The sequence below is a fragment of the Salinirubellus litoreus genome, assembly GCF_037335815.1.
GTDB classification, from domain to species: domain Archaea; phylum Halobacteriota; class Halobacteria; order Halobacteriales; family Haloarculaceae; genus Salinirubellus; species Salinirubellus litoreus.
This window is the reverse complement of record NZ_CP147842.1, coordinates 533,140-545,458: the sequence shown is the minus strand read 5'-3', so window position 1 is coordinate 545,458 and position 12,319 is coordinate 533,140. Positions and strand designations below refer to the sequence as shown.

The following is a 12,319-nucleotide window of genomic DNA, read 5'->3' as shown; positions in this document are numbered from 1 at the left end:
ACGAGTTAGTTGTCCGGCCAGCGGATCACGTATCGGAGTCCTCCGGCTGATCGACGGGTGTCTCGTCTGGTTGGGGACCTCCACCGGTTTGTGCTTCTTGGGCGTCACCCCAGCCTCCCGAATCGATCACGGCGAAGAGTTTGTGCCAGTTCTCGTCGTCTTCACTCTCCGGAAGTTGGTTCCGAAGCTGTTGCAGATCAGATGGTGGCACGAGGGTGCTCACGAGGTCCATGATAACCTGCGCGTGGTAGGCCGCTTCCGGTCGGTCTGCTCCCTCTATCTCGCTGACACGGTTGACGAACTCCCGCCAGTCGAATCGCTGGCCGTGCTCGCGGACGGCCCCGGTCAGGTACCATTTGACCTCCGTCGGGAGTGAGGCGGCGAGATCCTCGGCGTTCCCCTCCGGAATGCGCTGGCCCAGCGTCATCAACGTCGCCCGAATCGCTCGAACCGTTTCTCCGGTTCCCGGAAGTTCGAGCCGGTGCTGTACCTCGCCTGTGAATTCATCGAAATTCATGGATCTCTCCATGGAGCTACGAGACACGCTCTCATAATATCTTGGCCGTCGAAGTCACTCTGGCAAACGATGAAGGGAGTCGCTCTCAAAATCCCACTCACGATGTATGACCGTATCGTGATCGCCGTGGATGGGAGTGACGAAGCGAAGCGAGCAGCACGACGTGGGCTCCAACTCGCTCAGGGCTTCGACGCGACCGTCGATGTTCTGTCTGTCATTGAACAGAAGGCACTCCGGCTCACGGAAACCTCTGACGAGAAGACCCGGCTACGAGCACGTGGGGAAGAGGCCCTCACAGAAATAGAGGAACTCGCGTCAGAACTTGGCCATTCTGTTACCACGAGACTGACCGAAGGCAAGCCGGCAGTCCAGATTAGCGAGTATGCGGATGAGCAGGACGTAGATCTGATCGTCGTCGGGAGACAGGGATTGACCGGGCTTGGCCGGCGTCTTCTGGGCGGCGTTACCGAGCATCTCCTCCATCGAAGTGACGTCCCCGTGCTTGTCGTCTCGGGCGAGAACCACGACAGCGGGAGCGAGTCCGATTACTCACGAATCCTCATCACGACGGACGGGAGCGAAAACGCTGAAGTAGCGATCCCTCATGGAATAGCGATCGCTCAGCGCTATGAGTCAGACGTTCACGTGTTGAACGTCGTGGATCTGCAGGCTGCAGGCGGTGTCTTCAACGCCGGGGGGCTCGAAAAGGAATTCGTCGACCGGCTCGACGCGAGAGGGCAGGACGCTGTCGACAGAGTTGCAGACAAAATCGAGGAATCCGCCCCGAATCGGACTGTGAAGACTGCCGTCGAACGACTTCGTTCGTTCGAGGGTGCCGCTGGCGGTGTCCGTGAGTACGTCGAGGAAAACGACGTTGACCTCGTCGTCATGGGTTCTCACGGCCGGTCGAACCTCCAGCGGCAACTAATCGGGAGCGTCGCTTCGACCGTGCTTCGAACCGTCGATGTCCCTGTCCTTGTGGTAAAGCGATCCGATTGATCCCCCGAGGAGATCACGTACCTGTGGCTACCAGTTGCCCTCGTAATCACAGAATAGGAGCGATGAAGACTAAACTACAAACAGCCCGAATGGTGATCCGGTAGTCAATTACTGTGCTGTCCACCCGCCGTCAACGGGGATGTTCGCTCCTGTGATGTATGAGGCCTCGTCGGAGGCGAGGAACATTGCTAAGCCGGCGATCTCTTCTGGTTGTGCGACCCGCCCCATCGGGGTCTGCCCGTGGACGTACTCGTAGAATTCCTCCTCACCGAAGACGGGTTCGGTCATCGGTGTGTCGACGAACCCAGGGCAGATACTGTTGACTCGCACGTTCTGCTTGGCGTAATCGACGGCAACAGATCGTGTGAAGTTGACGATCCCGCCTTTGGCCGTCGCATAGGCGGTTGCTGCCGGCCCGGCGACGAGGCCGTAGATCGACGCGATATTGACGATACTTCCTCGGACTCTTTCAGGTGTGGCACCGCGGCTCGCGTCCCGTGCATGACGCCGTTCAGATTGATCCGCATCACGTCGTGCCAGTCCTCGAGTGACATATCCTCGACTGACCCGACGCGACCGATGCCTGCGTTGTTCACCATCACGTCCAATCGGCCGTAGTCCTCGACGGTCGTCTCCACCAGCGCTTTCAGGTGCTCGTACTCGGCGACGTCACACTGGACGAAGTCACAACCGAGCTCCTCCGCCGTCGTTCGACCGGTCTCGGTCGAGCGATTCGCAATAACGACGTCGGCCCCGTACTCGAGGTACTTCTCTGCAGTCGCCCGTCCGATACCTGTCGACCCGCCCGTGACAATCGCAATCTTGTCATCGAGCACGGGAGCGCCTACACTCGGAGTCTGGATAAGAAGACTCCTGGACGACTACTCTATGATGTTTCGAGGGCTGAAGTAACACTGACTGGCTCGGTCGTCCGTCACCCTTCCGAACTGGTCGCGCCTGTTCGCGGCGGAGGTCAAAACGCTGGTCTGCCACAGCGCTGGACCGATAGTACTGTCAGCAGGATCGTTCCGACAACTTCCATTACGGACGAGAGTGAACAACCGGTAGTGAACGACCATCCGCACAGCCGTTCGGCCGAAGAGGTCCTGGAAGCCCACGACACCTCCACTGAAGGACTGACTTCTGAGGCGGCCCAGCAACGGCGCGGAGTACGGCGAGAACGAGGTCGCCCAGGCCAGCGAACGAACGCCACTAGCGATCTTCCTCGCACAGTTCAACAGCGTACTCATCTGGGTACTGCTGGCGGCGGCTGTACTCTCGGCCTGGGCCGGCCACTCCATCGACGCCGTTCTGATCGCCGTCATCGTTGTCGTGAACGGAATCTTCGGATTCGTCCAGGATTACCGCGCCGAGCAGAGCCTCGAGGCACTCCGTGAACTGACTGCACCGACGGCGACGGTTCGCCGGGACGGAACAACTGTCGAGATTGATGCGACCGAACTCGTTCCCGGAGACGTAATTGAACTGGAAAGCGGGGACGTCGTCCCCGCCGATGGACGGTTGCTCGAAGATACCGACCTCGAAATTGATGAAGCGGCGCTCACCGGTGAGAGTGCACCAGTCTCGAAGTCGCCGGAACCGGTCGATTCCGATACACCACTCGCCGAGCGGGACAATATGGTGTATAAAAGCACGAACGTCACGCGTGGCAGAGGAGTGGCGGCCGTCACCGCGATCGGGATGGAGACCGAAGTCGGTTCGATTGCACGGGAACTTGCGGCCACCGAAGAGACACAGACGCCGCTCCAGGAGGAACTGGACGAACTCGGCCGCCGGCTGGGCCTCGGCGTCTTCGCGCTGGCCGCGCTCGTGATCCCGCTGTTACTGTTCCGGGACACGCCACTCGTCGAGGCAGCGCTCACCGCAGTGTCGCTAGCCGTTGCAGCCATCCCTGAGGGACTGCCGGCCGTGGTGACGCTGACCCTCGCACTGGGGGTACGGACGATGGCCGAGGAGAACGCCCTCGTTCGCCGCCTGCCGGCCGTCGAAGCGCTGGGATCGGTGGACGTCATCTGCACCGACAAGACCGGGACGCTCACCGAGGGCCAGATGACCGTCAGCAAGGTGTGGGTGAACGACGCCGCCGTCGACCTCGACGACGCCGGCGTCGAGTCCTCGTCCGACCGCGTCGATCTCCTGTTATGGGCCGGGGGGCTCTGCAACGACGCCACCGCCGAGAAGGGTGATCCGACCGAGCAGGCGCTTGTCGCGGCGGGCGAAGACCACGGGCTCGACGTCGAGGCGCTCCGCGAGGAGCATCCCCGAACCGACGAGTTTCCGTTCTCTTCAGAGCAGAAGTGGATGGGAACCGTCCACGGCGACGTGGGGTACGTCAAGGGCGCCCCGGGGGTCGTCCTCTCGAAGTCCGCTCGCGTCCTCACCGACGACGGACCGACCGATCTCACCTCAGAGAGAGCCGAACGGTTCAGGAACAGGTCCGGACGTTCGCCGACGAAGCCCTCCGTGTGCTCGCGATCGCCTACACGGACGATCCAGAGAACTTGAAGGACGACCTGGTGTTCGTTGGGCTCGTCGGGATGATCGACCCGTCACGGACGGAGGTTGCCGACGCGCTCGCGGCGACCAAGCGGGCGGGGATCGACGTGAAGATGATTACCGGCGACAACGTCCGCACGGCCGCCGCGATCGCGGGAGAACTCGGGATGGGCCAAGAGGTGACAGAGGGACGTGACCTCGATCAGCTGATGAGGAAGTACTGGCTGAACGGGTTGAGGAGGTCAACGTGTTCGCCCGCACTTCTCCCGAACACAAAGTACGCATCCTGCGGGCGCTCCAAGAGAACGGCCACATCGTCGCGATGACGGGTGACGGCGTCAACGACGCACCGGCGCTAAAGAACGCTGATGTCGGTGTCGCGATGGGTGTCCGAGGGACTGACGTGGCCAAACAGGCGAGCGACATGGTCTTGCTGGACGACAACTACGCCACGATCGAACGAGCGGTCGAACGCGGTCGAGCCATCTTCGACAACCTCTGGAAGTTCGTGGCCTTCCTGCTTAGTGCGAACGTGGCGGAAGTCGCACTCGTCTTTCTCGCATCGCTGTACGGCTACCTCGTGCTCCCTGCGGTTCAGCTACTGTGGATCAATCTGCTCACCGACGGGTTGCCTGCGCTGGCGCTGGGTGCAGACCCGCGAAGTGGCGACGTGATGGACCGACCACCGCGTGATCCCGACAAGGGCATTATCGAACGCCCCATGCTTGGCCTCATCGGGGGCGCGGGGACAGTCTCGGCCGTACTCATGCTCGGGTTGATGTTCTACGTGGTCGGTGGAGCGGCCGCAGTGACGCCGTATGCGATGACGATGGTGTTCACGGGGTTCGTCTTCCTGGAATTCGAGAAGCTGTACGTCATCCGCTGGCTCCGGGAGACGCCGACGTTCTCGAATCCGTGGCTCGCACTCGCGGTCGGGGGATCGGTGGTGTTGCAACTCGCCGTACTGTATACCCCACTCAATCAGTACTTTGGAACAGTGCCACTCGGCCTCGAAGACTGGGGGATCATCGGCGCTGTACTCGTCCTCGGCTTCCCCGCATACCTCGCTGTCGTGCTTGCAATCAAACGATATCTCCCGCTCGACGAGGACCCCGGAGAAAACCCTTACTGAGGTTTCACTGCTCATTCCTTCAAGCTTGAGACCCCTTATTGAGCCGCTACTCGCCGTGTCCAACGGTGATGACGGCACTGGCGTGGAGCGGACAGTCTTTTCAGCGACGCTCCCGAGCAGGATTCGATCAGTCCCCCGCCTTCCCGTCGTCCCCATCACGACGGCGTGGATGTCGTTCGAATCGATAGTGTCGAGTATTTTCTCGATGGGTGCGCCGTGTTCGATGTGGCGGAGTGTATTTGTGACCCCGTGAGTCTCGGCCTCGGACACGACATCCTCGACGGCATCGGTCGCGGTCTGTTCACTATCCTGTCCGGACACGGTCGAGCGAACGTCCGGGCCAAGCGAGGTGTCGTCCACGACGGAGAGCACGTGAACGGTCGCATCGAGAGCCGCTGCAAGTGAGAGACCATGGCCCGCAGCGTGGATCGCACCATCACTCCCGTCTGTCGGGATGAGGATGTTCTCGTAGGGGAACATCAGTTGCTCGTCGGGCTGCATCCGTGCCGTAAGAACGGGGACAGACGCCAGACGGACGACCTTTTCCGTGACACTTCCGAGTAGATATCGTGACACCCCCTTCCGGCCGTGGGTTGGCATCACGATCACATCGTGGCCATATCGCTCAGCGTACTCAACGATCGTCGGCGCTGGATTCCCCTGGACGACATCGGAATCGTAGTCCACCCCGAGCGTGCGCAGTGTCTTCTCTGCCTCTTCAACGATAGCCTTGCCCTCCTGGACGAGGGCGTCGACGACCTGGGTTTCAACGACGGTGACGCTATCCCGTGTCGTATCCGCGACAAAGAGGACGTGGATGGTAGCGTCGGCCCAGTGTGCAATTTCGGCGGCGTGATGTAGTGCCTCCGCAGCCCCATCGCTGCCGTCGAACGGGAGCAGAATGTCTTCGTACATCTCTACTGTGCGTGACTACGGGAATCACGTCCAAATGGTTTGTCACCCACTCGATTCCGGCTCACGAACCCACATCCCCGGAACTGGTGTCGTTCGGACGATTTTCGCGCTTACGCCACCCATCATATATCGGCTGAAATCGATCTCCCCGTGCGTCCCAAGGACAGCGAGGTCAATCGCGTTCTCTTCATGTAGTTTCGTATCTCCTTGGACGGGACACCGGATTCGGTTTCGCTCTCGATGGCATCGAGTGACGACGCCTCTGCAGTCTCGATAGCTGTTGACACGATTTCGTTCACTCGCTCCGTCAACTCACCCTCTTTCAGGACGGATCGAGCGTCGGAACCCAGGCTCCCTACCTCGACGACGTGAAGCAGATGGAGCGTTGCGCCGGTGGCTTTCACTACGGCGATTCCCTCACCTAATGCGAGTTCGGCACCACGGCTTCCATCCGAAGAGCAGGCGACCCAAGCCTCCGAGTCTGCGGTCGAAACCAAGATTGAACACGAACGACCGTCGCGAGAACGAACCCGAATCCGGATGACCACCGTGCCGTAGCCATATCTCGGCGTGTGTCCAGCGAGCACTTAAATACCGGCTACCTGATTAGTGGGGGCTTCCCACTGACGGCCGACGTGGGACGGGGAGCGGGTCTTATCGAATAGCGGCAATCCCTCGTGACGAGGTCGAAATGGAATGGTGATCGAACGCAGAATAGATCAAGCGACACGGCTGCAACAGCGTGATCTGTAAGTTACGCTCATGATGTCTGTCCAGCGAGCCCTGACACAGCCTCACTATCATCGCACAATGAGTACCGGAACATCACTCGTCCGGATCACGCGCTCGGTCACACTACCGAGAAGATAGCGTTCGAGGCCTGTCCGGCCGGGCGTCCCCATCGTGACGAGGCTGATCCCCTCGTCGTCGATGTACTGTTGGATCACACGGTACGGACTCCCCTCTGCCACGTTCGTAACGACATCAAGATCTCGGTCCGCGCATCGTTCTTCGACTGCTCCGACGGCCTGCTCACATCCTTCCTCAAGACTTTCTACGTCGGAAGTGCCTGTTCCAACACCGTAGACCCCAGCTAGCGCACTAATATCGACGACGGAGAGCGCATGAATCGTCGCATCATGCTGTTCAGCGATCACTACCGCATGATCGGTTGCGCCAGTCGCGGCCTCACTTCCATCGGTTGGGATCAAGATATGGTCGTAGCCCGATTCGTCAACAAGCGCGAGTCGAGAGGTGAAAACGGGAACGTCACTCGTTCGAACGACACGTTCGGTCACGCTCCCGAGTAGCAATCGCTTGAGCCCCGTGCGACCGTGGGTGCCCATCGAGATGAGATCGATATCGTGGTCTGTAACGTGGGAAAGTTCGACTCGTGAGGAACCTCATGTTCGACCGCTGTGTGGCACGTGATAGATGAGTCGCTAGCGATGTCCTCGATATCAACAACTCTCTCGATCGCCTGTTGTTTGAGCATCTCTCGCTGGTCCCAAATCGCTGGATCGAGGTCCGTCAGATCGCTGCTATACGACCGTTCGTCGACGACACTCAGGACATGAATCCGACTATCGAACGCCGCCGCGAGCGTCCGTCCATGCTGTGCTGCAACTTCAGCCCCTTCGCTTCCGTCCGTTGGTATGAGGATCGTATCGTACATCGAGACTCCCCCTCGACGATCGGTTCTGGAATGAGCCACATTACGTGATGCCCATCGTCCTTTCCGAGAGGGTCACGCCAGAGTCCTTTTGACTCAGACGATACGTTTCAATAGCTACCAATCCGATCGGAGGCAGATCGAAGGGCGAACTTCTTTGTGTCGATCCATCGATAGCCAGACCATGGAAAAACTCTACGTCGACCAGATCATGTCCCGACCCGTCGAGACGGTCCTCCCGAGTACCCCGATCCACGACGCTGCAGAGGAGTTGATCAAACACGATGTCGGTGCCCTCGTCGTCGTTAACGATGCGAACCAAATCGAGGGACTCCTCACGGCGACTGATTTCGTCCTGATCGTCAGGGATCAGATGGTGTCGTCAGATGCGACCGTGGCCGAGTTCATGCGGACTGACGTTATTACGACTAAGCGGAGCGCGCCCGTGAGCGACGTTATCAATGCGATGCTCGAACACCTGATCCATCACGTCCCGGTCGTTGACGGAGGAGAAGTCATCGGGATGGTCACGACCATGGATCTCACTGCATCCTTGTCACGTTCCTCGTAGCCCCCGAGGGCGTCGCTTTCACTGTTCAACCGGATGCCAGGAGGGAGCCTATCTTTCTTCGAGGAGAGAATCCCGCCGTTTACGGGGGGCGTGAATCCGACACCTCCTCTCCAGACCACGCTCTGACGCTAATACGGATATTTACGTAACATCGCGTCCTAACATGACCCACACCGGGGCGGTCACACCGCCACCTAACGGCACAATATCGGGTCTCCGAGAACCAGAACGTTCGAGCCACACCCTCGAACCGCTGTGGTGTCTCGGTCAAGATACCTCCGAATCCCCTGCCGGGGATAGGAGTAACGGCGGTGTGGCCCCGCCATCGGCTCGTCATGCCGAGGAGTCGCAAACCAGCAAATATCCCAACCCAGCGGTGCGGGGCCGTGGGAAGCCCCGTCGTGAACGACGGGGAGGAGGTCACACAGCGTTAGCCGTGGGAGGGATCCGACGGCTCGTTCCTCGGGATGTTCGATCGACTTTTGCGCAAGTCTCAGGATAGCCCTATGGAGGGCTGTCGACCTTTCGGTGCGCTGGTCCGGGAGATCCAAACTTCTCTCTCTCTTTTCCGAGTCAGGGTAACCCCAGTCAACTACGCCGGTATGGTCGTGACCTCCAACGACCGCGTTCGTGGTCCGTCACACTCTATGAAAAGGATCGACTGCCACGTCCCGAGAGCGAGGTCACCGTCAACGACCGGGATGGAGACGCTTTCGCCGAGAAGCATCGCCCGTAGGTGGGCGTCCGCGTTATCGTCGATCGTATTGTGGTCGTACTCCTCATCGCGAGGGACGAGCCGCTCAAGTGCGTGCTCGATATCTGAAAGGAGGCGACTTTCGGGTTCATTGACCACGACTCCAGCCGTCGTATGTGGGACGAAAACAGTGCAGACGCCACGGTCGAACTCGGAGGGGAATATATCGATCACGTCCGACGTGACGTCCACGATGTCGATGCGTTCGGTAGTGTCGACTTGGATAGTCATACAGACAGGTACGATCGACGCGGTGATGAGTCTACCCGCTGCTTAATCGTCGAGCGCAAACGCGCGTTGGTCGTATAGCTCGTTCGAACACGCACTGCTCGTCGTTTCGGTTACGTCCCATTCGATACAATCGCCAACTGAGCCGCATATTGAGTCGTCCTGTGTCTGCTCTCGTAACTTAGGAACCGACGAACCATTTTTATACGATCTGTCTCTTCTGTGTTTCCCAATGACAATCGACGAGTTTTCCGACTACGGCGTCGTCCAGATGGACGAGGACCAAATCAAGGGGTTTCTCTCGAGCCAGAACGTAGGCGTGCTCGGACTTCCCACTGATGGAGCACCCAGCATGCGTCCGCTGTCGTACTGGTTTGATGGGGAGTCCCATCTCTACTTTATTTACGTCCTCGGTTCGGAAAGTCGGAAGGCGGCGTTGAGCACGCGGACGGATGTCGCACGATTCCTCGTGTATCGTGCGGACACCATGTTCAACTGGCAGAGCGTGCTTCTCACCGGGACGATCAGCGAGGTGCCCGAGAGTGAGCGACAGGCCGTGGAGGACGTCATGGAGCTACGGCGGCGTCCCGACGCGCTCGAACAGGCCAGCGCGGTGGAGGAGACCAAACTCTACCGGTTCGAGATCGACGCACAGGTCGGGATCGAGCATATCGGGCTTCCACCGGGGTTCGAGAGGGAGTCCGACGAGGCGTGATCGGAACGATTCATTCGAGTCGGTCGGACCGACACTCGAACCGGGGTTCGCAGGGTCAACAGCCCGGATCTCCCTGCTCGATACCGAGAGATATCCCGGACTGGACAGACAGTGAGGCGTGGACCCGCCAGTGGCATACCTCTCCCTTCACATCGCATACCTTCCCCGCAGTAGCGACCGGGTCCCGGATGTGACCGAACGACGGTACCTATCCCGAGTAGAGGGATCGCACCTCCTGTACTGACGGTCCCGTCGGTATGGCTGCGTCGCAGTCGTTTGCTCGTTTCGGTTCGGCAATCCGGAACCAGGCCGGAGGTGTTGGAACGGAATGAGGATCCTCGACGGGCTGATCGACGAACAGCGGATCGGGTGTTCGGTTGCGGGCGCAATCTTCCCCGCTCTCGAGACCGGGAACGGAGTGTTCGACGAGGCACGCTCGCGCTTCGTACAGAGCTGTTCCGAGCCACTGGGAACTACGGTACAGAGTTAATTGATTCCCGGCGACTACTACGTTATGGGAGTGATCATACTGGCCACGGATGGAAGCGAATACGCACGGCAGGCGGCCGAACGTGCCATCGACCTCGCCGAAGAGAGGGGGGAGACACTCCACGTCATCTGCGTGGTCGACCGGCGACGCTTCGAGGACCCGGTCCTCAGTTCGGCGGAGCTCGCGACCATCTACGCGGAGGACCACGCGGCGGTATGCGTCGATGAAGTGGTCGATATGGCCGAGGAACACAACGTGGTGGTCCGGGGGGAGACCCGACACGGGGTTCCTCACGACGTAATCCTCGAATACGCCGAGGAGGTGGACGCGGACGTCATCGTGATGGGCGAACACGGTGATCACGACGAACACTTCCGTGGGGTCGGGCGGAAAGTCGCGGATCTGGCTGACCGAGACATGGAAGTCGTCGAAGCCGGAGTGCAGTAGCCATGGAATCGAACGAGCCCGTTCGGACTATCGTGGGGCGGAGGGTTTCATCGGTAGGTATTCGACGCGCCCAGTGATCGGGAGTGTCGCTAGCAACAGCATGATTCGATTCGACAGTCGCGCCATTATCTCGGTACGTCGGTGGGACGAGGGACCCAGATGCCCGTCTCGCTCGTGGTGGAATCCGTCCGCTCCGAAGAGGCGCATCCGATGAGATTTCGGTTCTCCCAGCTGGCCGATGAACTCTCGTCTTCCCGTCTCCTCCCCATCGGTGCCGCCGGCGCGATCCTCCTGTTCCTGTTCGCCGTCCAGTTGCTCGGGACGGCCACGGACGCCGCGGCCCCGCTCCTCGAACGGGTGTTCCTCCGGGTCGTCGTCGGGGACGCCTCCGCGCTCGGGCTGAGTTGGTCGGGTGCGTACGCCCTCGCCAATGGGTCGGTGGTCGCGGCGCTGGCCCTCTCGCTGTTCACGGTCGACATCGTCTCCGCGCCACAGCTGTTCCTGATGGTCGCCGGGTCGCGGCTAGGCGCCGCGGCGATCGTCGTCTTCATCGGCGCGCTCGATTACCTCCAGAAGGAGCGCTACTCCCTGCAGAAATCGGTCAGCATGGGGCTACTCACCTTCCTCCTGACGCTCTCTGTCTACCTCCCGGTCACCGCCTTCGGGTATCTCGCGCTGCCGTACCTCGGTGACTCGTTTCGCGCCGCCAGTCGGGGGTGGACCGTCAGCGCCGACCCGCTGGGATTCTTTGACCCGCTCACCGCCACGATCACGAACGCTATCGGCCCGGTGCTGTCGTTCCTCGTTGCGGTCGGGGTGCTGTTCGCGAGTCTGAAGCTGTTCGACCGGATCCTCGCGAACGTCGACACGGCGACACTCCGCAAGCGGTTCTTCAGTCGCTTGCAGCGCACCTGGGTGTCGTTCGCCATCGGTCTGCTGGTCACTGGCGTGACGACGAGCGTGGCGTTCTCGCTCGGTGTCATCGTCCCCCTCTACAACCGGGGCTACGTCGAACGCGAGGAACTCATCCCGTACGTGCTCGGCGCCAACATCGGCACGCTAATCGATACCCTGGTCGTGGCCGTCTTCCTCGAGTCGGCCGTCGGTACCGCAGTCGTCCTCGAACTCCTGGCGATCGCGACGCTCCTCACGCTGGGAGCGCTCCTCGTCCACGACACCTACAGTCGCGTCATCGTCGCCATCGACGAGCGGCTTCTCGAGGATCGACGCGTGTTCCTCGCATTCGTCCTGTTCTTGCTGGTGGTGCCGTTGGCGCTCCTGCTCGTGCCGCTGGCGGTGAACTGAGGTGCCTTCCGGTCGAGTCCGGCCCGAGTGGGTCACGGGGGGCTACAACCCAGGCGA

At 60.5% G+C, this 12,319-nt stretch carries 12 protein-coding genes and 3 pseudogenes; 6 read left to right on the top strand and 9 right to left on the bottom strand.

Annotated features, from left to right (window positions below; all coding sequences use genetic code 11):
* Nucleotides 1-25: 25 nt before the first annotated feature.
* Nucleotides 26-517, bottom strand: a complete 492-nt coding sequence (locus WDJ58_RS25590) for a DUF2267 domain-containing protein (protein WP_338918387.1) — start codon at nt 515-517, stop codon at nt 26-28.
* A 102-nt stretch (nt 518-619) separates the two neighbouring features.
* Between WDJ58_RS25590 and WDJ58_RS25585 the strand changes: the two genes are divergently transcribed.
* Entirely contained in the window at nt 620-1,516 is an 897-nt protein-coding gene (locus WDJ58_RS25585) for a universal stress protein (RefSeq protein ID WP_338918386.1), read from the top strand.
* 108 nt (nt 1,517-1,624) lie between these two features.
* Here the strand turns inward: WDJ58_RS25585 and WDJ58_RS25580 are convergent, their stop codons facing one another.
* Nucleotides 1,625-1,804, bottom strand: coding sequence for an SDR family NAD(P)-dependent oxidoreductase (locus tag WDJ58_RS25580; RefSeq protein ID WP_338918412.1), 180 nt, complete (start codon nt 1,802-1,804; stop codon nt 1,625-1,627).
* A 42-nt stretch (nt 1,805-1,846) separates the two neighbouring features.
* A pseudogene (locus WDJ58_RS25575) lies at nt 1,847-2,352 on the bottom strand (SDR family NAD(P)-dependent oxidoreductase); the annotation flags it as partial.
* 270 nt (nt 2,353-2,622) lie between these two features.
* Here WDJ58_RS25575 and WDJ58_RS25570 point away from each other — a divergent pair.
* Nucleotides 2,623-5,165: pseudogene (locus tag WDJ58_RS25570) on the top strand (calcium-translocating P-type ATPase, PMCA-type).
* Between the two features lie 72 nt (nt 5,166-5,237).
* Here the strand turns inward: WDJ58_RS25570 and WDJ58_RS25565 are convergent.
* The 5 genes and pseudogenes from WDJ58_RS25565 to WDJ58_RS25545 all read right to left on the bottom strand — a co-directional run.
* Nucleotides 5,238-6,080: pseudogene (locus tag WDJ58_RS25565) on the bottom strand (universal stress protein); the annotation flags it as partial.
* Between the two features lie 42 nt (nt 6,081-6,122).
* Entirely contained in the window at nt 6,123-6,257 is a 135-nt protein-coding gene (locus tag WDJ58_RS25560; protein WP_338918385.1) for a universal stress protein, read from the bottom strand.
* Nucleotides 6,203-6,484, bottom strand: coding sequence for a universal stress protein (locus WDJ58_RS25555; RefSeq protein ID WP_338917949.1), 282 nt, complete (start codon nt 6,482-6,484; stop codon nt 6,203-6,205). Before WDJ58_RS25555 ends, WDJ58_RS25560 begins: the two co-directional genes overlap by 55 nt.
* Before the next feature lie 396 nt (nt 6,485-6,880).
* Complete coding sequence (locus WDJ58_RS25550; RefSeq protein ID WP_338918376.1) at nt 6,881-7,426, bottom strand: universal stress protein; 546 nt, start codon at nt 7,424-7,426, stop codon at nt 6,881-6,883.
* Entirely contained in the window at nt 7,375-7,755 is a 381-nt protein-coding gene (locus WDJ58_RS25545) for a universal stress protein (RefSeq protein WP_338917947.1), read from the bottom strand. The genes WDJ58_RS25550 and WDJ58_RS25545 overlap by 52 nt, the downstream gene beginning before the upstream one ends.
* A 181-nt stretch (nt 7,756-7,936) precedes the next feature.
* On the opposite strand from WDJ58_RS25545, the gene WDJ58_RS25540 reads away from it, so the two are divergent.
* Complete coding sequence (locus WDJ58_RS25540) at nt 7,937-8,323, top strand: cyclic nucleotide-binding/CBS domain-containing protein (RefSeq protein WP_338917946.1); 387 nt, start codon at nt 7,937-7,939, stop codon at nt 8,321-8,323.
* Between the two features lie 592 nt (nt 8,324-8,915).
* On the opposite strand, the gene WDJ58_RS25535 is transcribed toward WDJ58_RS25540, so the two are convergent.
* Nucleotides 8,916-9,308, bottom strand: coding sequence for a secondary thiamine-phosphate synthase enzyme YjbQ (locus WDJ58_RS25535; RefSeq protein WP_338917945.1), 393 nt, complete (start codon nt 9,306-9,308; stop codon nt 8,916-8,918).
* 229 nt (nt 9,309-9,537) lie between these two features.
* Here WDJ58_RS25535 and WDJ58_RS25530 point away from each other — a divergent pair, with 229 nt between their 5' ends.
* From WDJ58_RS25530 to WDJ58_RS25520, 3 genes are all read left to right on the top strand, one after another.
* Entirely contained in the window at nt 9,538-10,020 is a 483-nt protein-coding gene (locus tag WDJ58_RS25530; protein WP_338917944.1) for a pyridoxamine 5'-phosphate oxidase family protein, read from the top strand.
* Nucleotides 10,021-10,534: 514 nt separating this feature from the next.
* Entirely contained in the window at nt 10,535-10,957 is a 423-nt protein-coding gene (locus tag WDJ58_RS25525; RefSeq protein WP_338917943.1) for a universal stress protein, read from the top strand.
* Between the two features lie 159 nt (nt 10,958-11,116).
* Entirely contained in the window at nt 11,117-12,262 is a 1,146-nt protein-coding gene (locus tag WDJ58_RS25520) for a sodium:phosphate symporter (RefSeq protein ID WP_338917942.1), read from the top strand.
* Nucleotides 12,263-12,319 lie beyond the last annotated feature (57 nt).